This is a genomic window from Hymenobacter sp. M1-2, assembly GCF_057808495.1.
In genome coordinates this window covers 94,653-117,291 of the sequence record NZ_JBTYZO010000016.1, presented here as the reverse complement: position 1 = coordinate 117,291, position 22,639 = coordinate 94,653, and the positions used below count along the sequence as shown (strand labels likewise).

The window sequence follows — 22,639 nt, the reverse complement described above, 5'->3', positions numbered from 1 at the left end:
TAAAACCCAATCAAAACCCATTCATAAAGCAACTCTCCAGTCCACGCACACCTATTACCGTCCGGCTCCCTGCCTCACTTGTTCACGCCGACGCTGCCACTAGCCATCCGTGCATCCGTACGTACGGTCGTCTGGCTCCCCCTCTCTGAAGGAGAGGGGGCTGGGGGGTGAGGCCCCCATCCGCCCCCGTTGCCTACCTTGTGCGCTATGCGAAACCTTTCCCTGCTCCTCGGCCTGGCCCTCACCACCCCGGCCGTCGCCCAACAACCCGCCACCACCTACCGCAACACGCCCCGCAAAGTCAACAATCTGGTGCATACCAAGCTGGATTTGCGCTTCGACTACGCCAAGCGCCATGTCTACGGCAAGGAATGGCTGACACTCAAGCCTCACGGCTACGCCACCGATTCTTTGCGGCTCGATGCCCAAGGCATGGATATTAAGGCGGTAGGGCTGTTGCAAGGCACTACGCCGCAGCCGCTCAAGTACGACTACAACCAGCAGCAATTGCTCATCCGACTCGGGCGGAAGGTGCCGGCTGGCGAGGCGTACACTATCTATATCGAGTACACTGCCAAACCCGACGAGCTGAAGGTAAAGGGCAGCGTGGCCATCGGCGACGCGAAAGGGCTGTACTTCATCAACCCCGATAGTGCCGTAGCGGGCAAGCCCGTGCAGATCTGGACGCAGGGCGAAACCGAGTCCAACTCCGCCTGGTTTCCGACCATCGACAAGCCCAACCAGAAATCCACTTCCGAAATCAGCCTCACCGTACCAGCCAAGTACGTGACGCTGAGCAACGGGAAGCTGACCGGGCAGATGCCAGCCGGGCCGGGCCTGCGCACCGACACCTGGAAGATGGACCAGCCCCATGCGCCCTATCTGTTCATGCTGACCGTCGGCGACTTCCGCATCACCAAAGACACCTGGCGCGGCAAGGAAGTGAGCTACTACCTCGAACCCCGGTACGCAGCCCAGGCCCGGCAGATTTTCGGCAAGACGCCCCAGATGCTGGAGTTCTTTTCGCAGCGCCTGGGCGTGAACTTTCCCTGGGAGAAATACGCCCAGGTGGTGGTGCACGACTACGTGGCCGGGGCCATGGAAAACACCACCGCTTCCCTGTTTGGCGAACAAGCCCAGGGCACGAGTCGGGAGCTGCTCGACTGGGAATACGCCGGCGTGGAGCGCGAAATAGCCCACGAACTGTTCCACCACTGGTTCGGCGACTACGTGACGGCGGAAAGCTGGAGCAACCTGACCGTGAACGAGTCCTTCGCCAACTTCAGCGAGGTGATTTGGGCCGAGCACGAATACGGCCCCGACGCCGGTGCCGCCCAGGCCGACCGGAGCCTGCGCAACTACCTGCGCGACCCCGAAAACCACACCAAGCCGCTGGTGCGTTTCCAGTATTCCGATAAAGAGGACATGTTCGACGCCGTGAGCTACCAGAAGGGTGGCAGCATCTTAAATATGCTGCGCAGCTACCTCGGCGAAGAGGTGTTTTTCCGGGGCCTGAAAGGCTACTTGACGCAGAATGCCTTCGGAACGGGCGAAGCCCAGCAACTGCGCCTGGCGCTGGAAGAAGCGTCGGGCCAGGACCTGAACTGGTTTTTCAACCAGTGGTACTACGGCGCCGGCCAGCCCGTCGTCACGATTGATTACCAGTGGGACGCGGCCCGCAAGCGGCAGGCCGTAGTGGTGCGCCAAACCCAGGCCGGCATTCCGTTCGTGTTGCCGCTCACGGTGGATATTTACGCCGGGAGCCGGGTCCAGCGCTATCCGGCCACCCTGCGCCACGCCGTGGATACGCTGTACTTCCCGGCAGCCACCAAACCCGACCTGGTGAACGTGGACGCCGAGAAAACGCTGGTGTGGCAGAAGAAAGATAACAAGCCCCTCGCCGAATACGCCTACCAATACCGCCGCGCCCCGCGCTACCTCGACCGGCGCGAAGCCTTAACGGCTGCCCAGGAACAAATGACCAACCCACTGGCCCAGAAAACCCTCGTAGCCGGGCTGACCGATAAGTCGGACGCTTTGCAAACCTTGGCTATTGAGGTGCTCGATCTGAAGAACGCCAGCTTGCGCAAGGCCGCCGCGCCCGTACTGGCCAAGCTCGCCGAAAAAGATTCGTCGGTGCAGGTGCGGGCGGCGGCCCTCTTGGCGCTCGGTACGCTCCAGGACAAGCGTTACACCAAGCTGTTCACGCAGGCGTTGGCCAGCAAATCGTACCAGGTGCAGGGGGCGGCTTTGCGCGGACTGCTGCCGCTAGATTCCAAGGAAGCATTGGCCCGCGCCACGGCTTTCGAGGCCGACCACAAAGAGCGCCTGACCGTGGCGATGGTAGAAGTATACGGCAAAGCCGGCAGCCCCGCGCAGTGGCCGCTGGTGCTAACCAAATACGACGCCGCCAACTCGCGCAACCGGTTCGAGATGATGCCCGGTGTTGCCGATTTTCTATTCCGCCTCGACGATCCCGCCGCCCTCACGCAAGGCATTACGCGCATCAAGGAGATGGCCGTGCGATTCAAGCCCTACGGCATCGACAAGCGCCTCATTGAGTTGTTGCGGCAAATCCAGCAGCAGCAGGCTACTCGCCCAAATGCCGCGCAGGTTACCACGCTGGTAGAGCAAGCCGTAACGGAAATAGGGGCGGCGAAGTAGGAGGGAGGCCACAGGGTGCTTCCAGCCCCGGCGGGGCGGCATATTGGTAGTAGCCAGTTGAAGTAGTAACCCCTAAGCCCCGGCGGGGCGACACCAATCGTTGGGTGTCGTCCCGCCGGGGCTTGTTCCTTCGCTTGCCGAGAAGTACTACTAATATGCCGCCCCGCCGGGGCTGGAAGCACCCCCGCGGCGCAAGTCCTGTTCTTATTGTGAGCTGCTCTCCGGCCGCAGCGCGGCCACGGGTTTGTAACGAGAAGGCTAGGATGATTCCCGCGCTGCGTAGCGGTGCCAGAAATGGTCGCTTGGTTTCGGGCCACCGTGGTGCGGTGGCCTTCTGGTGTAGCCGTGTTTCTACCACCCTCTGCTCTGGCCGCTCGGCGGCTCGCACTGCCCCGCTGAGGCCAACGCACACCAAGCGTTAAAAGGAGAGTTCCTGCTGTTCTTTGGTCAAAGAGCCTTGTCAATTGGCATCGCGCGAGGAGAAAAGACGATTGACTCGCGGCTGAAGCAGCCAAACGCCAACTGGAAAAACGCCGAGCAGGAGGAGTTCAGGAAGAAACTCGTTTACACTTACGAGGCGCTGCTGCTCCACGCTCTTGAGGGCTCGGGCTACGAAGTAAAGGCTGTAGAAAATCCCGAGCATCGACAGCAGGTGTATGGGCAAGAACAGAAAGATAAGCTTCGGACTAAAGGATATACCAGCCATTCCGCCCAGCAGAACACCCAGCAGCGCGAGAAGGTAGGCAACGGGCACAGCAAGAGCAACACGAAGCGTGTTAACGGACAGTAACACCGGGTTCGGAAGCTTTTCAGGCAATCGAGTGCCCAAAGCCCACAGCCAGCCAAACAGCCCACCGGCCATGAGAGCCACACTCAGACCAAACCCAAGCAGGAATATTGGATAATGAGCCGTTTGAACGAAGAATAGAAGGCTGGTGGCCAGTTGAACAGCAAGCGGAGCCGCGAAGGTTAAACCGAATAGTGCCCAGGGTTTCAAACGAAGAAAGAAGTGCATGATCACGAGGTAAGAATAGGGGACGTAAAGGTAGCCCCCAGTCCCCGTTTACCTCCACTGTAGCAACCGTAGGCCCCAAAATGGAGTACGGCAAACCTCAGTGCAGCGAGACTGGGCCTTCCGAGAAGAGGTGATTTGTGCGCCCTCGCCGGGCGCCGCCACCCGCGCGTACGTGGCTACCCAAGTACGCAAGGCCCACGAGCAATCTACTTATGACGCAAGAACAACTACGCTTAGCGGAAGCCAACGCGCAAACAGCTCTTTGGAAGAAATTTGGACCCTACCTCACCGAGCGCCAGTGGGGCACGGTGCGCGAAGACTACAGCGCCGAAGGCAATGCCTGGGAGTACATCAGCCACGACATGGCCCGCAGCAAAGCCTACCGCTGGGGCGAGGAAGGCATAGGCGGCATCTCCGATGACCGGCAGCTGCTCTGTTTTGGGCTGGCCCTCTGGAACGGGCAAGACGAGATTCTGAAGGAACGCCTCTTCGGCCTCACCAACGGCCAGGGCAACCACGGCGAAGACGTGAAGGAGCTGTATTACTACCTCGACAGCACGCCCACGCACTCCTACATGCGGATGCTCTACAAGTATCCGCAGCGCGCCTTTCCGTACCAGAAGCTGGTAAAAGAAAACGCCCGCCGCGGCCGCCAAGACCCCGAATTCGAGTTGCTCGACACCGGCATCTTCGCCAAAGGCCGCTACTTCGACGTGTTCATCGAATACGCCAAAGCCGGCCCCGACGACCTGCTGGCGCAGATAACCGTGCACAATCGCGGCCCCAAGAAAGCCAAGGTGCAGGTGCTGCCGCAGCTCTGGTTTCGCAACACCTGGAGCTGGAGCCACCACACCACCCGGCCCACGTTGCGCGAAACCGCCCCCGGCACCGTGCGCGCCGAGCACCCCGAGCTAGGCGCGTACTACCTCTATTGCGACGAGGTCCCCCGGCTGCTGTTCTGCGAAAATGACACCAACGGCGCCCGCCTCTATGACCTGCCCGCCGAGGGCCGCCACTTCAAAGACGGCATCAACGACTACGTGGTGCACGGCGACGAAGAGGCTATCAACGCCGAGCAGGAGGGCACCAAAGTAGCCGCCCAGTACGCCCTCAATCTCCAGCCTGGCCAGTCTGCCACCGTGCGGCTGCGACTGCGCCACGGCGAGCAGGAAGCTCCATTCCTGGACTTCGACCACATCTTCGCGGCTCGCCGGGCCGATGCCGATGAGTTCTACGACTGCATTCAGGAAAACCTGCCCGACCCCGACGCCCGCAACATCCAGCGCCAGGCTTTTGCGGGCATGCTGTGGAGCAAACAGTTCTATTACTACGACGTCACGAAGTGGCTCGACGGCGACCCAGCCGTACTAACGCCCCCGCCCGAACGCCGCAACGGCCGCAACCGCCACTGGCGCCACTTGCACAACGAGGACATTATCTCGATGCCCGACAAGTGGGAATATCCCTGGTACGCGGCCTGGGACCTGGCTTTCCACTGCATCCCGCTGGCGATGGTGGATGCCGAATTCGCCAAAAGCCAGCTGCGCCTGCTCTGCCGCGACTCCTACCTGCACCCCAACGGCCAGCTGCCGGCCTACGAGTGGAACCTCTCCGACGTGAACCCGCCCGTGCATGCCTGGGCCACCTGGCGCGTGTACAAAATGGACAAGAAGCTGCGCGAAGGCCAGGGCGACACGGCGTTTCTGGAAACTGTGTTCCACAAGCTGGCCCTCAACTTTACGTGGTGGGTGAACCGCAAAGACAAGAGCGAGCGGAACATCTTCGAGGGCGGCTTCCTGGGCCTCGATAATATTGGCGTGTTCGATAGGAGTGCGCCGCTGCCGACGGGCGGCTTCATTGAGCAGTCGGACGGAACGAGCTGGATGGCCATGTTTGCCCTGAACATGATGCGCATGGCCCTGGAACTAGCCCAGACCAACCCCATCTACCAGGAAATGGCCGGCAAATTCTTCGAGCACTTCCTCTACATCGCCGATGCCATGACCCGCGGTGGCGACGGCCTGTTCAACCTCTGGGACGAGGAAGACGGCTTCTACTACGACGTGCTCCACACCCCCGACGAGGAGCGCACCAAGCTCAAAGTGCGCTCCATCGTGGGTTTGATTCCACTGTTTGCGGTGGAGGTGATAGAGGAAGGCTTGCTCGATGCGCTGCCCGAATTCACGGCGCGGGCCCGCTGGGTGCTGGAAAACCGACCCCACCTGGCCCCATTGGTAAGCCGCTGGGAAGAACCCGGCAAAGGTGCGCGCCACTTGCTGGGCCTGCTGCGCCGCTCGCGCCTCAAGCAGCTGCTCGCCCGCATGCTCGACGAAACCGAGTTTCTCTCCGAGTACGGCATCCGGTCCATGTCGCGCCACCACCTGGAACACCCCTACGTGTACAGCACCGAAGACAACGATTTCGAAGTGCAGTACGTGCCGGGCGAGGCAGAATCGAGCATGTTTGGCGGCAATTCCAACTGGCGCGGGCCCATCTGGTTCCCCATCAACTACCTCATCATTGAGTCGTTGCAGCGGTTCCATTTCTACTACGATGGCAAGTTCAAGGTGGAATACCCCACCGGCTCGGGCCGCCATCTCAACTTGCAGGAAGTAGCCAATGCTCTGGCTGGCCGCCTCAACAAGCTGCTGCTCAAAGACGAAAATGGCCGCCGCCCCGCCTTCGGCAACAACGAGCTGCTGCAAAACGACCCCCACTTCCGCGACAACCTGCTCTTCCACGAGTACTTCCACGGCGACACTGGCTACGGCCTCGGCGCCAACCACCAAACCGGCTGGACTGGCCTCATCGTGCGCCTACTCACCATGCAAGAATAGGCGCAAGGCCCAGACATTACGGCCACCACAAAAATTCTGGATTGAGTGAGAATGGCTTTGCCCTGGCTGGTGCCGGAGTGAAGCCATTCTGGTTTTTTCTCCGGCCATCTCTTTGCTAAGAAAGTCAGGGCTGACTTAGGCTTCAAAGTTTAGACTTTGAGCAGCGGGTTGCTCCTCAGTGCAGAGGTCTATAGGTAGATGATCTGCTCGTTAAATGTGATAATTGAGAATAAATTGGTGAGTGTTCACTCACTATTTGTGAAATGGCTTGATGAGGCTGTAGTGACCGATTATGAGCAAAATTGTCTTATCCCTAGATAGCTGAGCGGTGTAAGAACTCGCTCTTTGTTTAACTTTTGATAACGATAAGTTAAACATTAATACATAGGTGAAAATTGATACTGTACACTTCAACCTCAACCATTTTTTCTCATGAAAACCTTGGTACTTGATGTCATGCAGATTCCGGTCGATGATCCGGTGGCTTTCACTTTCTTCACGGGGTACATGGCCATGTTTGCGGCGGCCGTGTTTTTTCTATTTGAGCGCGGCACCGTTGCCGACAAATGGAAAACGTCTTTGTTGATTTCTGGGCTGATTACGGGCATTGCGGCCGTGCATTACTACTACATGCGCGACTACTACGTGAGCACCAAAGAAACTGCCATCGCCCTGCGCTACATCGACTGGACGCTGACCGTGCCGCTGATGGTAGTGGAATTCTACTTACTGGTGCGCGCGGCGGGAGCCAAAACGGCTTTGCTCTACAAGCTCATTGTTGCGGCCGTCATCATGCTCGTCTTCGGCTACATCGGCGAAGCCTTCACCGATGGCTCCATGCGCCACTCGGTATTGTGGGGTTCTCTCTCTACGCTGGGCTACCTCTACATTCTGTACTCTGCCTGGATGGGCGAAGTGGCGAAGCTCGCGGCGGCTTCCGAATCGGTGGCGGTGCAGAAAGGGGTGCGGGCCTTGGCGTGGTTCGTGCTCGTGGGCTGGGCCATCTATCCCATTGGCTACATGGCTATGCCCGGCGGCTGGCTCGGGCCCGACGGCGCCGGCCTGCTCCGCCCGCACGACCTCGACCTAATCTATAACATCGGCGACGCCATCAACAAGATTGGGTTTGGGCTGGTTGTTTACGGCATCGCCCGCAGCGAATCGGTGGTGAAAGTGGCACCCGTGGGGGCAGCTTCTGTCGTATAGGCATAGCTGAACGGCTCCGCCTGTTCTGGTAGCCGGCCACCAGGGGCAAAGTTCACCGCTGACTCTGCTTCAGGCAACTCACTCAATCGGCCGGCGCCAACTACTTACAAGCCGTTGCACACTACATTGCCTGTGCAACGGCTTGTACTAGCCACACCCGTTTTTCCGCTACTCCAATGTCCATATCATGACTATACCCACCTGGTCTCAGCGGCGATATTCCTACGCTGCTTTGCTGGCTGCTACGGGTTTGGGCCTGGCTTTTCCGGCGGCAGCTGGAGCGGTGCTCTGGCCACCGCTGGCCGTGGGCATGGTGGTGCTAGGCGTAGCCCACGGCGCCTGCGACCAACTAGTGGTGCCAGCTAGCCCCACGTTGAGCGGCACGGCGCCGCGTGGCTGGCGATACTGGCTGCACTTTCTGCTCAGTTATTTGGGACTGGCCGCCGTGGTAGGTGTGCTATGGTGGCTGTGGCCGGCAGCTACCGTGGCCAGCTTTTTTCTGCTCACGATCTGGCACTGGGGCTCAGCCGATGCGCCCGCCGTTTCACAGGTGCCGTCGGTTGGGTGGTGGTTGTGGCAAAGCTTGCTGCGGGGGCTGCTGGTGTTTGCGGTACCAGCCTGGTGGTGGCCCCGCGAAACAGCTGCTATCATCAATGAGCTACTGGCATTTGCCGGGGCGGTTGCTGTGTCGGCCGCCGTGTTCACCAGCGCGGCCACTGCTTTAGGCTGGCTGGTCGTGGGTGGGCAGCTAGGGCTGTGGGGCCTGTATGCCGTGCGGCGTGAGTGGCAGCTAGTGCTGGCGGAAGCGGCGGAGGTGCTGCTACTGACGGCTATGTTCGTGGTATTGCCACCGCGCCTGGCATTGGGGGTGTACTTCGTGTTCTGGCACAGTTTGCAGCACGTATTACGGCTGAACGGCTGGCTGGGCTATACTGCCGCTAGAAACCGAGCCATCCAACCCGACTTGCTGCCGCAGCTATGGTTTTTCCTGCGTCGGGCAGCCCCACTGCTGCTTGTGAGCTGCGTAGCCTTGCTGTTGCTGGGGTACGTACTAGCTGCCCGCCTACCCAACGAGGCCGCCTGGTTTAGCTTGGCCCTGGTAGTGGCCTCCATCGTGACGCTGCCCCACGCCCTGCTCGTGACGCTGGTAATGGACGCGCCGCAGTGGCTCCGGCGCTAACTACTGAACCAGTCCGAGCCTCCTTGCACCTGATGGTCTAAGTGAGGAAGCAATTCTAATCGCACCAGGCGTTATATAAGAATCTGACAACCGCAAAATAGTCTCACTTCTCATATCTCACTGTCTCATGTCTCCATCGAGCCCCTACAAAAAACGGCCTGGTAATTTGCCAGGCCGTTTTTTGTAGGGGCTCGATGGTTAAATCTTGCTCTTGATCAGCTTGATTACTTCGGCGTTGCCCCCCTCCTTGGCACTTGCCAGCACGTCTTTGCCGTCGTTGTCCTTGGCTTTGGGGTTGGCGCCGCTGGCGAGCAGAAACGCTACTACCTCGAGGCTACCGTTGGTGGCGGCGGCCATCAGCGCGGTGGCATTGAAGGAATCGGTCTTATCAATTTGAGCCTTATGCTTTACCAAGGTTTTCACCAGTTCCAGGTGGCCGTTTCCCGCGGCGAGAATAAGAAAAGTGGTAGGGAAGCCGGGCATCATTTCCACGGGAGCATTCACGTCGGCCCCCGCAGCAAGCAGGCCATCGACTACGGTAGCCTGGTTTTTGATGACGGCCGCGTATACTTTTTGAGTGGGCGTCTGGGCGTGGGTGGCAGTGGAAACTCCTAGAAATAAGGCAAAAAGGAGAAGAAGTTTTTTCATACCGGGAATTTGAAAATTGGAGCAAAAAACGCTTCCAAAAATAAGTCAAAATCCGCCATAAATGCACTATTCGATAGCCGCAATTACGTGCGTGGTAGCCGAGTAGCGCAACAACTCCGGCGACAATTTGAAGCCCCGGCCGCCGAAGCCCTTACCGTACAGCTCCATCTCCTGCTGCGGCTCCCAGCCGTGGTAGTCCCGCGCCCCACTCAGCTCCTGGTAGTTGGTGGCTTCGAGCACCGCGCCGCGCTTAGCCTTCATAGCCACACACATCTTGTCCACGGTGTGCAGCGCGTCTTGCAGCGCCATTACGCTGGCTTCGCGCTGTAGGCTATCGGCGCGGGTGTGGGAGTAGTTGATTTGCTTGATGCGGCTGATGCGCGTGGCGAGCAGCGCCTCCATGTATAGCTCCAGCTTGCTGAGGTCAGTAATCTTCACCGTCACGGACTGCGCCGAGTTAAAGCCGACGAATTTTTGCTGGTCGTTGCGTAGGTATACGTATTCCTTGTTGGCCGACACGTTGCTCAGGCGCACATCCTGCGGCGTGCGGGTGTAGGATTTGGAGAGTTTAAGCACTTCATCCACTACGCCTTGCACTTCGGCAACGGCCTCTTTGAGCTTGGGCTTGGTGAAGGAGACTTCCACCGAAATTTCGGCGTAATCGGGGTAGCTGGTTACGCTACCGTAGCCCAGAGCCTTCACCTGATGCGGCGCGGTGGTAGAAGGAGCCGTAGCAGATTGGCAGCCGCCAGCCAGCAGCAGCACGAGGGGGAGGGCAGAAGTGAGGCGCATAGAGGAGAAGTTGGTTCGCCTCCTTAACGCCGCGCCGCATGGAAGTATTGCTATGTCCTGATAAGTAAAACGGTTCATTCCGCCGGTCAGCTGGCTTTTTCGCCAGCTGACCGGTCGCCGCAGGCTGATGTTGTAGTAGCAGAAACCCATCAAGCTGCCAAGCCTACCGTGGTAGTTGGGTAAGTATGCCGGTTGGCCGCCTCAGGAGGAGATTTTAAGCCAAACCGGGCCGTCTGCTCCCGCTCATCAACGTTTCTGACGGCCCGCTCTTCGACTCATCAGTCCGCGAAAAAGCGGGCAGATGGGAGCGGCCGAGCTTACGCCGCCACTGCCCGGCCCATGCGCTGGGCCATGATGCTGGCCAGAATGATTTGCAAGGCGTGGTAGAGCATGAGCGGCAAGAGCAGCGCGCCCGTAGCGGCGGTAGCTGGAAACAGCAGGCTGGCCATTACGCTGCCGTGCACCAAGGACTTCTTGGAACCGCAGAACAGCGCCACTATCTGGTCTTCGCGGGAAAAACCCAGCACCCCGCTCAGGCTCCACACCGCCCCGAATATCAGGAAGTACAGCGCCACCATGCCCAAGCCTAGCAGCAGGACATCGGCGGGACCGTAACTGCGAAACACGCCCTGCGCGAAGGACTCGCAGAATGAGGTGAAGACAATGAGCAGAATGATAACCTGATCGAAGGTGCGCAGGGCCTGGCGGTGCCGCTCGGCGAAACTGCCGAAGCGGGCATTGAGCAGCACGCCCGCCACCACAGGCAGCACCACCTGCCAAGTGAGGTCGAGGGCAAGACGCCAGAGGTGGCCGCCCCCAGTGCCCGTGTGCAGAATAAGGCTGGTCCAGACCGGCGTGAGCACGATGCCGATGAGGCTGCTGATGCTGGCGTTGAAAATGGCCGCCGGCAGGTTGCCGCCCGCTATGCTTACCATCACCACCGACGTCGAAACCGTGCTCGGCAGCGTGCAGAGAAAGAAGATGCTTTGCCACAGCAAATCGGCTTTTTCACTCCCGAAAAAAGGCCGCGCCGCCAGCGCCAGCAGCGGAAAAGCCACGAACGTAACCAACTGCACCACCACGTGTAGCTGCCAGTTGCGCATGCCCGCCCGCAGCTTTTCCGCGCTCAGCCGCAGACCATAGAAGAAGAAGATAAGCGCCACGCCGCCCGTCGTGAACAGCTTCCACGGCACGGGGCTGGCCTTGCTTCCTAGTCCCGGCACGAGGTAAGCCAACCCCACCACGCCGCCTAGCCCCAGCAGAAACCAATCGAGCAGGCCCGCGCGGCGAAGCAGGGCGGTGAGTTGGTTTTCAGGCGCGGGTGGAGCGGGTGGCAGCATAGGGCAGCAAAATAAAAGCGCCAGGCCGGAAGTAGCCTGACGCTTTCGGAATTCTACGGCTGCTGCTCCATTGGGGTTAATGGGTCAGCAGCTGTATGCACCGTTCCATAGCCCAGGGTTTCAACCCTGGGACGCCGGGCCAGCTCGTTCAGATTTCCCAGGGCTGAAGCCCGGAGCTAGGGAGTGAAGAGAGCAAGTCCTTCAGCTACCAAAGAATTGTAAGAGCTTATGCGTTGGCCGTGAACAGCTTGCGTTGTTTCTTGCGGGCCTTCTTCAGGCGATTCAGCCACATAATAGTACCCGTAATGGGGAAGGTGAAGCCCAGCAAACACACCACGAGGCCGATGATTTTGGAAGGCCAGCCGAAAATGGCGCCCGTATGCACCGGCTTAAACATGCCTCGCACGCGCTGGCCCAGGTTGCGCTGCTCGTAAGTTTGCTCACTGATAACGCGCCCAGAATACTGGTCGAGGTACACTTCGTCGGTGGCGTTTTCGTAGGCCGCGTGGGGCCGCAGCGTCGCCACTTTGATGCTGCCAGTGGCGTCTTTGGGCAGTTGCAGCGAGTAGTATTCGGCGCGGGGCGCTTGCTGGCGGGCCAGCGCCAGCGCTGCATCGGGCGTAAGGGCTACGGTTGGTTCGGCAGTTGCCGCCGACAGCTCCGACTTCGGTGGCTCGGGCCGCTGCATGGGCGAGTTCGTGACGGCGTAGATGCCTTTGTTGAACCACTCAAACGACCACGCCAGGCCCGTAAAGGCAAACACGAACAGAAACAGCGCCGAGTAGAAGCCTAGCGTGATGTGCAAGTCGTGGTTGAGGCGTTTCCAGCCGCCGCTCCACTTCACCGTCAGCCGCTGCCGCACGATGTTGCGCGTGGCCGGCCACCATAGCACCAGTCCCGTCCCGATGATGAACAGAAACATGAGTGTGCTCACGCCTACTACGAGCTTACCAACGGGGCCGCCTACCATGCCGCGGTGCACGGCCATCATCGTGAAGAAGAACGTTTCGCGGTAGTTCAGCTCGCCCGTAACGGCGGCGTTGTAAGGGTTCACGAAAACTTTCGGTCCGCCGCCTTCGCCACCGCCTTTACCGCCCTTGCCTTCGCCCGCTTTGCTCTCGCCAGTCTTGCCGCCGGGCTGGTTCTGGCCCTCAGCTTTCTGCCCGCCAGCCGTTTCGGGCCGGGTTTCGTTGCGGCTCTTGCCTTCGGCTCCGTCGCCTTTGGGGCCGCCCTGGGGTGCTCCGGCCAGGCTGATTTCCACGGTGCGGGCGGGGTCGGCGTACACTTTTACGCCCGTGATAGTCGCCTTGGGCTTGTAGGCGCGTACGGCTTCGGTGAGCCGGGCCAGAGGCAAGCGCGGCGTAGAAGCTGGCGTCAGGAAGTAGCGCTCCGGGTGCCAGGCTTGCTCCAGTTCTTTCTCGAACACGAGTACGCCGCCTGTAAAACACACCACGGCAATAACCAGCCCCGAAACCAGGCTCAGATACAGGTGAATGTTGCGGAAGAAGATTTTCATGGACTGCGGAAAAAAGAGAAGAAAGGTGAAGCGCAGGCAAAAAACCCGGACGGTTGCCAGTTGCAGCTAGCTAAGTCCGGGTCTTCTGCACTTTCACTCACTCAGTTCTTTCTTCACTCAAGTATGTTATAGTTTGTAGCCCAGCGAGGCCGAGAAGTTGCGCGGCGCAATGGGGTTCACGCTGTTGTCGTCGTGCATGTTGTAGCTCAGCTCATCCAAGATGTTAGCCAGCTTCACGCGCACCGAAAACCGCTCGTAGGTGTAGCCCAGCGAGGCATCGAAGAGCACGTAATCGGGAATGGTAATAAACTTGTTGACGTCGTTGATGCGCTGGCCATCCTTGTCGTAGAGGATGCGCGGGTTGCGGCCCGCCAGCTTATCGCCCACGTAGTAGGTCGTGATGCCGGCCGTAAGGCCGCGCAGGAAGGTGCTTTCCCCGAAGGCACTGCCGAAGTTGTAGAACAGGCTCAGGTTGGCCGTATGCGCCGGGTTGTAGCGGATGCGGCTGCCGTTTTCGTAGAGGTTGCTGCGAGTGTAAGCCGTGTTGTTGTAACTGTAGCCCGTAATCACCGACCAACCCATCATCGGCTTGCTTTGCACGTCCACTTCCACGCCTTTGCTGGTCACCTGACCCGCCATTTCCTGGGCGTTTGGCAGGTTCGGGTTGAAGTTTGGGTTGGCGTTGTTCGGGTCGCCGTTGATGAACTGCTGGATCACCTGCGTCTGGTTGCTGTTCACGATGCGGTACGCCGTTACGTTAGCCGACAAAGCGCCTTTGAACAGGTCATTCTTGATGCCAACCTCATACTGGTCGATGAGGGACGGCGGCAGGCCGTTGCCCTGGTTGTCGGTGACGGTATTGGCCTGCGGCGTGAAGGAGTTGGAGTACGAGGCAAACAGGGCCATCGTCTTCACCGGCTGGTACACCAGGCCCAGGCGCGGCGAGAAGGCGTTGTCGTAGCGGCGGTTTTCCACGTAGGTGTTGGCCGTCTTGTTGGTCGTGTTGGCGACAGTATTGTAGTAATACACGTCGCTAGGCGTTTCCTGGTAGCTCCAGCGCAGGCCGGCCAGCACTTTCACTTTCTCGCTCACGCTCAGCAAATCCTGCACGTAGAAGCCAGCCCGACGAGTATTGCCTTTGGTTAGCGTGTTGCGCACCAAGTCGTCGAAGCCAGACAGCCGCTCGGCGGGCTGGGCAATGGTCTTGTCACGATCCAGCAGACTAATGATGTCGTAGGTCGATACGGCTTTGGTGGGGTCAGTGGCAGCGGGATTGGTGTAGGCTGTCGTGTTGGTTTGGTATTGGTCGGCATCGGCACCTACCAGCAAGGTGTGGCCTAAAAAGCCCGTTCGGAACGTGCCCGTAAGATCAAGCTGTCCAAGGAAGTAGTTTTCGGCTATTTCGGTACGCTGTAGGCCTCTCACCAAGTTGCCGTACGTGGGGCCGGGCGTGAGAATACCCACTGGGCGCGTGGCACTGCGCTGCTCGTTGTCGTAGCGCTGGAAACCACCTACCGCCCGGATTTGCCACACATCATTGAGGCGCGAGGTGAGCGTGGCCGTGGTGCTGGTCTGGTTGGTAGCGTAATTAGCGCCAGGCACATTCAAAAAGCGCGTGCGGGATTCCTGAACCTGATAGTCGATAGAGCCCACGCCAAAGTCGGGCGTGCGGTTATCGCGCAGGTAGTCGCCTTCCAGCACCAGGGTGGTTTTGGGCGTCAGCTCGAAGAGGAGGGAGGGATTTACGTACACGCGGTTGGACTCCACTTCGTCGCGGAAGCTCTTGGCGTTTTCGTAAGTGCCGTTCAGGCGGAAAGCCACTTTCTCGCTCTGGCCCACGCCGCCGTACACGTCGAATATTGGTTTCCACAGGCCGAAGCTGCCCACGCGCAAACCCACCGAGCCGCCCCGCGCAAACTGCGGCTTCTTGGTTACGAGGTTGAGCACGCCGCCGGCTGCTACGTTGCCGTACAAGATGGCCGCGCTGCCTTTCAGCACCTCCAGCCGCTCCAGTGAGCTGGCTTCCGGCATCACGCCATTATTAAAGCGCACGCCATTCTTGAAGGTATTGTTCGAGCCGTAGGCAAAACCACGGCTGCCCAGCTCTTCCTGCGTGCCGCCGGTAGTGCTGGTCACGTACAGGCCACTCACGTTCACGAGGGCATCGCTGAGGCGCAGTACTTGCTGTTGCTCCAGCACCTGACGCTCCACTGTTACGGCGCTCTGCGGCAGGTCGAGAGTAGCGACGGGCAACTTACCCACATTCACTGCTCGCTGGTTGAGCGATTTAGCGCCCGTCACGGTTACTTCCGAAAGCTGCTGGTTGCTAACGGCCAGCGTGAAAACCGGCAGCGCGGTGGTTTCGCCGCCCGTTACGGTCACGGCCAGTTCCTGCGTAGCGTAGCCAATGCTGCTCACTACCAGTTGGTAAGAACCCGCTTGCGCAGCTAGCCGGAAGCTGCCATCGGTGCCCGTGCTGGCGCCGTACGAAGTGCCTTTCAGCGCTACCGATACTCCTTCTACTGGCTGCCCGTTGCTGTTCGTTACGCGGCTTGTTAGCCAGCCGCGGCGGGCTGGATCGTCAGCGCCGGTAGAAGGTTCGTGTAAGCCAAAGCCGTCGTTGGTTGCAGCCAACAGAGGCGTCTGAACAGAACCAGCAAGTAATACGGAAAGTAGCAGAGAGAGAGGTCGAGGCATAGAGCAGATGCTTTGGCTTGTTTAGAACCATTAAAAACAACGCAAAGCACGGGTCTATTTGGATAGATTCAAAATAGCTAGCTAGAAAAATTCTACATAAGCCCCATTTTCCTCTGACTTTCAATAGGAATGAAATCATAGTGCACAAAAAAGCCCGGCATTGCCGGGCTTTCATGGCAGTTGTCATGCTGAGAATTCCGCGTATTAAGCGGCGACGAGGCATCTGGCTGGCATCATTGCCTTATCTATTGCGACTGTACCCAGGCCCAGATGCCCTGCTCAGCGTGACAGGGCTACAGACTCGTAGCTAAAGCGGGCTCCGCTTGGGGCGCCAGCGCAAAAGCATCAGCTAGCAACTCGTAAGAGCGTAGCCGGTCGTCGAAGTCGTGGGTGATGGTGACGGCAACTATTTCTTCCACACCGTAACTGGCGGCCAAGGCTGTTAGCTCGGCTTTCACCTTGTCGGGTGTGCCGCTGATGATGCGTTGATGGTGGTAAGCCAGCCGGGACTGCAAGTCCGGCGACAAGGCTGCCACGTTCACCTGCTCCACGGGTTCAATGGGAGTGAAACTGCCAGTTTCGAGCTTAAGCATTTGCAGGGCCAGGTTGTCGGCTAGTGCCTGGGCGTGGCCCATCGTATCGGCGCACACCACGAAAATGGCGACGTTGGCCTGCGGTGCGGCTAGTTCTGGCGAGGGCCTAAACCGTTCCCGATACAGCTCCACCATGCGGGGGCCGCCGTTGGGATTGATGAAGTGAGCGAAAGAAAACGCCGCGCCGACGTGCGCCGCGAACAGGCCGCTTTGCCCGCTGCTGCTCAGCAGCCACATTTCCGGCACCGTAGTCACGAACGGCGCGGCCTTCACCTTGGCGTGAATGGTGTCTTCCACCACCTCATCGCGCAAGAAAGCCCGCAAATCCATGAGCTGCTCGGCAAAGTCTTCGTCGCGAAACTTGTTGTGCGGGTTGAGGGCGTGGGCCGTTATTCGGTCGGTGCCGGGGGCACGCCCGATACCCAGATCAATGCGGCCCGGATAGAGCGTTTCGAGTACGCGGAAGGTTTCGGCCACTTTCAGGGCGGCATAGTGGGGCAGCATCACGCCACCTGAGCCTAGCCGGATGCGCGAGGTTTCGGCGCCTAATCGCGCCAGCAGCACCTCCGGCGCCGAGCCCGCCAGCGTGCGGGTATTGTGGTGCTCCGACACCCAGAAACGGGTAAAGCCGAGCCGGTCCGCCAGCTGGGCCAGTTCTATGCTATGCAACAGCGCCTCGCGCGGCGTGCGCCCTAGCGGCACCGGCGACTGATCGAGCACGCTCAGGCGAATACGAGCTGAATTTTTCATGGTAGGAGACGGAATAGCCTCCATAACCCCGGCGCGGCCCCGGAAGTTTGCGCCGCTCTTCGATGGAAGGCTAATCGGCTTGCTCCAAGGCTGCAATGTCGGAGGCATTGAGCAACGCCAGGTGCCGGGTGATTCTTTCGGCTGGCCATTCCCACCATGCCAACTGATTGAGCCGCTGAATAGCGTCCTCATCAAACCGATAACGAAGCACCTGAGCCGGATTGCCGCCCACAATGGCATAATCTGGTACATCGCGCGTCACAACGGATTTGGCGGCTATCACGGCGCCATTGCCGATGCGCACGCCGGGCATGATGGTAGCCTCGTGCCCAATCCAGACATCATGGCCCACCACGGTATCGCCTTTTGAGGGGTACTTGTCGGCTATTGCCTGGCCCGTCATCAGCTGCTCCCAGCCGCCGCCAAAAATGGCGAAGGGAAACGTGGAAATGGGGGCTGTTTCGTGGTTGCCGCCATTCATAATGAATTTTACACCGGAAGCCAGCGCGCAAAATCGGCCGATAATGAGCCGGTCCCCGATGAAATCAAAGTGATACAGCACGTTGCGCTCGAAGTTGGCGGGGTCTTCAAGATCATCATAATAGGTGTAGTCGCCGACGATAATGTTGGGACGGGTGATGATGTTCTTTAGAAACACCAGCTTACGATGATGGGGCAGGGGGTGAAGCGTATCGGGACTGGGACCGTGCATAAGGGAGCGAAATGACGTTGTGCGTGCAACTGGCGCAACGAAACTAACTCATTTCTGCCACCAGGGCTGGCGCTTCGGCGTTGCTTTTGCGCAACGGTAGCTCGGGCACGAACAGCGTCATCACCAAGCCCCCGAGCACCAGAAATATATTGAAGAGATATACCCGCGAAATGGCCTTGGAAAACGCCGCCTTGACTTGTGGGGAAGCCGGTGCCGTAGCCGCGGCCGAAGGCAGCGCCGGACCTTCCGCTACCACCGTTTTCTGCGTAGCCGCCGACCCTGGCGCGGACGAGGCGGGCAGGCTTTGGCTGAGCGTTAGGGTGAGAATGGCCCCTAGAAAAGAAGCCGTAATAGCACCGCCAATCTGCCGAAAAAACTGGCTGGCTGAGGTGGCCTGGCCCAGCAAGCGCGGCTCAATGGCGTTCTGAATAGCCAGCGTGTACAGCGGCATGGTAGGCCCCAGCCCGATGCCACACAGCAACAAATACCCCAGCACCTGCCCGTAGCTCACGGTAACTGGCATAGTAGCCAGTAACGATAATCCGCCGAGCAAAATCATCAGGCCGGCTAGCATCCAGCGGCGGTAGTGGCCGAAGCGCGACACCATCTGCCCTGCCAGCATGGACCCCGCCACCACGCCCATTGAGAGCGGAATCAAGCTTACGCCGGCCCGCGTGGCCGATACACCCAGCACGTTCACCATGAAAAGCGGCTCGAAAATGATGATACCTAGGAACGCTCCGCCCAGCAGAAACAGCGCCGCATTGGCCATCCGAAACACGTGGTTATCGAATAGCCCGAAATCCAGAATCGGGTTGGAGTGGCGCAGGCTGCGGCGCACGAACAGTAGCAGCGCCACTACGGCCACCGCCAGCAACCCCAGCGTAACTGGGTCGGTCCAGCCGTACTCGTTCTTGTTGAGTTGCAGGCCCACAACCAGCGGCACCAGCCCGGCCATCAGCAGCAGCGCCGAAAAGTAGTCGATGGGCTTGGGTTCGGTGCCGGGGCGCAGGGCGGGCATTTGGGTCAGGATAAACCAAAGCGCCAGCAGGCCCAGCGGCAGGTTCACGTAGAATACCAGCCGCCAGCCTTCCACGCCCGGAATCAAGCCCGTGCCCCGGTCGGTGAGGAAGCCGCCCAGGAACGGCCCCAGCACCGAAGAAGTGCCGAATACGGCGCCCGTGAATCCCTGATACTTGCCCCGCTCAGCGGGCGGAAATAAATCGGCAATGATAATGAAGGCCATGGCAAACAAGCCCGCACCGCCCACGCCCTGCACGGCCCGGAACAGAATCAGCTGGGTCATACCGTCGCCGAGCAGCGGCAAAGTGCCAAACTCGCCGGCGAGTCCGCACAGCATCGAGCCCACCAGAAACACGCTTACGGCCCCAATTTCAATCGTGCGCCGCGAGTAGGTGTCGGCCAGCTTACCGTAGATGGGCACCAGCGCCGTGCTGGCCACTAAATAGGCGGTGGCCACCCACGTGAACCGGTCGAGCCCGTGCAAGTCGGCTACGATGCGTGGCAGCGCGGTACTGACAATCGTTTGGTCGAGGGAGCCCAGGAACATGGCTAGCAGCACGCCGGCAAACGTGAGCATCTTCTGCCGGCGGGTCAGGTTGTCGGTCATAGAATGCGCTTTACGAACCAAGGGGACGGCGGTTGTATCCACAAAAGCCCTTTAATGCAGGGCTGGTGGAGCTTTGTTCTTCCGCATGAAACACCCGCTAGCCTCACTGAAGCAAACTTCACTTCGTTTCTGACGCAGTACGCCTGCCTGAACGTACCCTGCCCTGCGCGCAAAGTGTAGCAGACAGGGTGCTCTAAAGCACTGTGATAAGCGCCGCTACATAGTACGTGCTACCTTCGCGGCTCTATGATTTCCACGCTTACTCTCGGCCTGCTGTGCCTATTCGCCTTCTTGGCGGGCTTTATTGATGCTATAGTGGGCGGGGGCGGCCTTATTCAGTTGCCGGCCATGATGGTGCTGCTCGAAGGCACGCCCGTGCCCACTATTTTCGGGACGGGCAAGGTTTCGTCGTTGATGGGGACGGCAGCAGCACTACGGCGCTACGCCGGACAGGTGCCCATCCGGTGGCGGGCGGTGGGCACGGCGGCGGGGGCAGCGGGAATATTTTCGTTTCTGGGGGCGCGGGTGGTAAGCCATTTGCCGCAGCAGCTATTGCCGCCGCTAGTGCTGGGCTTGCTGGTCGTTATTGCCCTTTACACCTTCTGGCGCAAAGATTTCGGCTCCATTCACGCGCCCCGTTTGGCCCCTAGCAAGGAGCCGCTCTACGGGGCACTGGTCGGCTTGGTCATTGGCTTCTACGACGGATTTTTCGGCCCTGGCACGGGTTCTTTTCTGCTATTCGCCTTCGTCGGTTTGTTTGGCTTCGACTTCATCACGTCTTCTGCCTCCGCCAAGCTCGTGAATGTAGCCACCAACCTTACCGCTCTAGCCTACTTTGCCTACACTGGCCAAATCCTGTGGGCCGTAGCGCTGCCCATGGCCGTCAGCAATATCATCGGCTCCACGCTGGGGGCTCACCTGGCCTTGCGCCACGGCACTGGCTTCGTGCGGGTGCTGTTTCTGGTGGTTGTCAGCGCCTTTATCATAAAGCTGAGCCTGCAAGTGTTTGGATGAAAGACGAAAGGTGCAGATAGCCGGCCAAAAAAGCCAGCTATCTGCACCTTTCGTCTTTTAATGAGGAATTAAGAATTGGTCGTGGGCTCCGGTCTACCCGCTTTTTCGGCGGGCTGACCGGTCGAAGAGCGCGCCGGTCAGTCAATGAACAATTAACAATGAGCAATTGCGGTAACCGACCAGACCAAACAACGTCAGCTCACGGCGACCGTTCAGCCCGCTAAAAAAGCGGGCAGACCGGCGGGTGATTTTAATGAAGAATGAGGAGTGAAGAATTCGCGCAACCCGGCTGGTCGAAGGTCGCGTAGCCATTCTTAATCCTTCATTCCCCTCCCGGCAGGCCGGGCACGGGGTTGCCCTGGGCGGCTTTGGAGCTTGGTACGCCCATTTTCTCCTCGCGCTTGCGCTGGTACTTATCGAACTGTGCGGGCGTGAGCGTCTCTTTCAGCATCGCCAGCCGCGACTGTCCAATGTCGTCGACCACGGAGGCCATTTTGCGCACGTCTTGGCGGTAGGTCTGGCGGGCCGTTTCCACGCCGCGCACACTAATCAGGTTGATTTGGCGCACCTTTTCTACCTGCTGCGGATTCAGGCCTAACGCCTTCTGCATGTTGTCGGTGAGGGCGTTGGCGCGGGCTTCCACCTGGGCCGAAGCAGGCGGGGTGGCAGCCGGGCGAGTAGGCGCACTGGCGGTAGCCGATGCCGTAGGCTTTGGTTGGGTGCTAGCGCTGGTTTCAGGCTTGGGTTTGGGCTTGGCGGCCGGCTTGGTTTGAGCCAACAGCAGGGTAGGGGCACTCAGCAGAAGAGCGGTGGCAAGCAAGATTCTCATGGGCGGTAAAGCGAAAAGGCCGTTTCTGTGGGCTGCCGCGGCAATGTGGGGTGGCATGAGTGGCAGCGCGAAACGGCCTGTAAATATGATGCCAATTCGTGAAAGCTGCGTCCACAACGTTGCTAAGCCCAGTTTCGTGCGTGCCCCTGGCGCAACCTTTCCCGGCGCTTTCCTTACAAGAAGTCTATGAAGCAAGCTACCCGAAACAACTGGCTGGCCGCGGCCGGCGTGGGCGCCCTCGTGGCCGCCGCTACATTCTGGTCTGGCCGCCGCGGTGCCTATAGCCTAGAAGGCCGCGTGATCCTCATCACTGGCGGCTCGCGCGGGCTGGGCCTCATCTTAGCCCGGCAAGCCGTAGCCGAAGGCGCGAAAGTGGCCATCTGCGCCCGCGATACCGAAGAACTGGAGCGTGCCCGCAAAGAGCTGGCTGCCGGCGGAGCCGAAGTGCTAGCCCTGCTCTGCGACGTAACCCAACCCGAAGAAGTGCGCCGCCTCGTGGATGACGTGGAGCAGCAACTCGGCACCATCGATGTGCTCGTCAACAATGCCGGTATCATCACGGCCGGGCCGCTTGAGCACGCGGAGCTGCGCGACTACGAAGATTCTATGGATACGCACTTTTGGGCGCCGCTACACGCTATGCGGGCCGCGCTGCCCGCCATGCGCCGTCGGGGGGAAGGCCGCATCATCAATATTGCCTCGGTAGGTGGTAAGGTAGCCGTGCCGCACCTGGCGCCGTACTGCGCCAGCAAGTTTGCGTTGGTGGGCTTGTCGGAAAGCTTCCGCGCCGAGCTGTTGCAACGCGGCATCAAAGTCACGACGGTGTGCCCCAACCTGCTGCGCACCGGCAGCCCCCGCCACGCCATCATCAAGGGTCAGCACGAGAAGGAGTACACCATTTTCACCATCGCCGATTCGCTGCCTTTCGTCACGGAAGATGCCGATGAGGCGGCGCGCCAAATCTGGAATGCCTGCCGCCGCGGCGACGCCGAACTAATTGTGGGGCTGCCGGCCAAGCTGCTTTCCGCCTTCCACGGCCTGTTCCCCGGTACCACCTCCGATCTGCTGAGTCTGGTCAACCGCGTGCTGCCTGGCGCCACCGGCCCCGAAGGCAACGAGCGACAATCCGGTGCGGAAAGCGAAACGCCCCTCACCCGTTCTCCCCTAACGGCCACTACGCGCGCAGCCGAGCATAAGAACAACCAGGTGTAGCAAG

The 22,639-nt window shown here is 59.7% G+C and carries 16 protein-coding genes; 6 read left to right on the top strand and 10 right to left on the bottom strand.

What is annotated here, in order from left to right:
• Window positions 1–207: 207 nt before the first annotated feature.
• Window positions 208–2,664 carry a M1 family aminopeptidase gene (locus ACYSMN_RS16320; protein ID WP_488924976.1) on the top strand — a complete coding sequence of 819 codons (2,457 nt, stop codon included), beginning with the start codon at window positions 208–210 and terminating at the stop codon, window positions 2,662–2,664.
• 460 nt (window positions 2,665–3,124) lie between these two features.
• Here the strand turns inward: ACYSMN_RS16320 and ACYSMN_RS16315 are convergent, their stop codons facing one another.
• On the bottom strand, window positions 3,125–3,679 hold the full coding sequence (locus ACYSMN_RS16315; protein WP_488924975.1) for a hypothetical protein: 555 nt from the start codon (window positions 3,677–3,679) through the stop codon (window positions 3,125–3,127).
• A gap of 212 nt (window positions 3,680–3,891) precedes the next feature.
• On the opposite strand from ACYSMN_RS16315, the gene ACYSMN_RS16310 reads away from it, so the two are divergent.
• The 3 genes from ACYSMN_RS16310 (at window position 3,892) to ACYSMN_RS16300 (ending at window position 8,902) form a co-directional block, all read left to right on the top strand.
• Complete coding sequence (locus ACYSMN_RS16310) at window positions 3,892–6,516, top strand: MGH1-like glycoside hydrolase domain-containing protein (protein WP_488924974.1); 2,625 nt, start codon at window positions 3,892–3,894, stop codon at window positions 6,514–6,516.
• Between the two features lie 432 nt (window positions 6,517–6,948).
• Window positions 6,949–7,722 carry a bacteriorhodopsin gene (locus tag ACYSMN_RS16305; protein WP_488924973.1) on the top strand — a complete coding sequence of 258 codons (774 nt, stop codon included), beginning with the start codon at window positions 6,949–6,951 and terminating at the stop codon, window positions 7,720–7,722.
• A gap of 187 nt (window positions 7,723–7,909) precedes the next feature.
• On the top strand, window positions 7,910–8,902 hold the full coding sequence (locus ACYSMN_RS16300; RefSeq protein ID WP_488924972.1) for a Brp/Blh family beta-carotene 15,15'-dioxygenase: 993 nt from the start codon (window positions 7,910–7,912) through the stop codon (window positions 8,900–8,902).
• A gap of 198 nt (window positions 8,903–9,100) precedes the next feature.
• Here the strand turns inward: ACYSMN_RS16300 and ACYSMN_RS16295 are convergent, their stop codons facing one another.
• The 8 genes from ACYSMN_RS16295 to ACYSMN_RS16260 form a co-directional block, all read right to left on the bottom strand.
• Window positions 9,101–9,550, bottom strand: a complete 450-nt coding sequence (locus tag ACYSMN_RS16295) for an ankyrin repeat domain-containing protein (protein ID WP_488924971.1) — start codon at window positions 9,548–9,550, stop codon at window positions 9,101–9,103.
• A 66-nt stretch (window positions 9,551–9,616) separates the two neighbouring features.
• The gene (locus ACYSMN_RS16290) at window positions 9,617–10,342 is read right to left on the bottom strand and encodes an SIMPL domain-containing protein (RefSeq protein WP_488924970.1); all 726 of its coding nucleotides are present in this window, start codon (window positions 10,340–10,342) and stop codon (window positions 9,617–9,619) included.
• Between the two features lie 317 nt (window positions 10,343–10,659).
• Window positions 10,660–11,682 carry a bile acid:sodium symporter family protein gene (locus ACYSMN_RS16285; RefSeq protein ID WP_488924969.1) on the bottom strand — a complete coding sequence of 341 codons (1,023 nt, stop codon included), beginning with the start codon at window positions 11,680–11,682 and terminating at the stop codon, window positions 10,660–10,662.
• Between the two features lie 226 nt (window positions 11,683–11,908).
• Window positions 11,909–13,198 carry a PepSY-associated TM helix domain-containing protein gene (locus ACYSMN_RS16280; RefSeq protein WP_488924968.1) on the bottom strand — a complete coding sequence of 430 codons (1,290 nt, stop codon included), beginning with the start codon at window positions 13,196–13,198 and terminating at the stop codon, window positions 11,909–11,911.
• Between the two features lie 126 nt (window positions 13,199–13,324).
• The gene (locus ACYSMN_RS16275) at window positions 13,325–15,895 is read right to left on the bottom strand and encodes a TonB-dependent receptor domain-containing protein (RefSeq protein WP_488924967.1); all 2,571 of its coding nucleotides are present in this window, start codon (window positions 15,893–15,895) and stop codon (window positions 13,325–13,327) included.
• A 293-nt stretch (window positions 15,896–16,188) separates the two neighbouring features.
• On the bottom strand, window positions 16,189–17,238 hold the full coding sequence (locus tag ACYSMN_RS16270) for an LLM class flavin-dependent oxidoreductase (protein WP_488924966.1): 1,050 nt from the start codon (window positions 17,236–17,238) through the stop codon (window positions 16,189–16,191).
• A 70-nt stretch (window positions 17,239–17,308) separates the two neighbouring features.
• On the bottom strand, window positions 17,309–17,950 hold the full coding sequence (locus ACYSMN_RS16265; protein WP_488924965.1) for a CatB-related O-acetyltransferase: 642 nt from the start codon (window positions 17,948–17,950) through the stop codon (window positions 17,309–17,311).
• A gap of 43 nt (window positions 17,951–17,993) precedes the next feature.
• Window positions 17,994–19,580, bottom strand: coding sequence for an MDR family MFS transporter (locus ACYSMN_RS16260; RefSeq protein WP_488924964.1), 1,587 nt, complete (start codon window positions 19,578–19,580; stop codon window positions 17,994–17,996).
• A gap of 246 nt (window positions 19,581–19,826) precedes the next feature.
• Between ACYSMN_RS16260 and ACYSMN_RS16255 the strand changes: the two genes are divergently transcribed.
• On the top strand, window positions 19,827–20,594 hold the full coding sequence (locus tag ACYSMN_RS16255) for a sulfite exporter TauE/SafE family protein (protein ID WP_488924963.1): 768 nt from the start codon (window positions 19,827–19,829) through the stop codon (window positions 20,592–20,594).
• Window positions 20,595–20,916: 322 nt separating this feature from the next.
• Here the strand turns inward: ACYSMN_RS16255 and ACYSMN_RS16250 are convergent, their stop codons facing one another.
• Window positions 20,917–21,423 (bottom strand): DUF4890 domain-containing protein, encoded by a 507-nt coding sequence (locus ACYSMN_RS16250; protein ID WP_488924962.1) that lies wholly within the window; start codon window positions 21,421–21,423, stop codon window positions 20,917–20,919.
• Between the two features lie 186 nt (window positions 21,424–21,609).
• On the opposite strand from ACYSMN_RS16250, the gene ACYSMN_RS16245 reads away from it, so the two are divergent.
• Window positions 21,610–22,635, top strand: a complete 1,026-nt coding sequence (locus ACYSMN_RS16245) for an SDR family NAD(P)-dependent oxidoreductase (RefSeq protein WP_488924961.1) — start codon at window positions 21,610–21,612, stop codon at window positions 22,633–22,635.
• Window positions 22,636–22,639 lie beyond the last annotated feature (4 nt).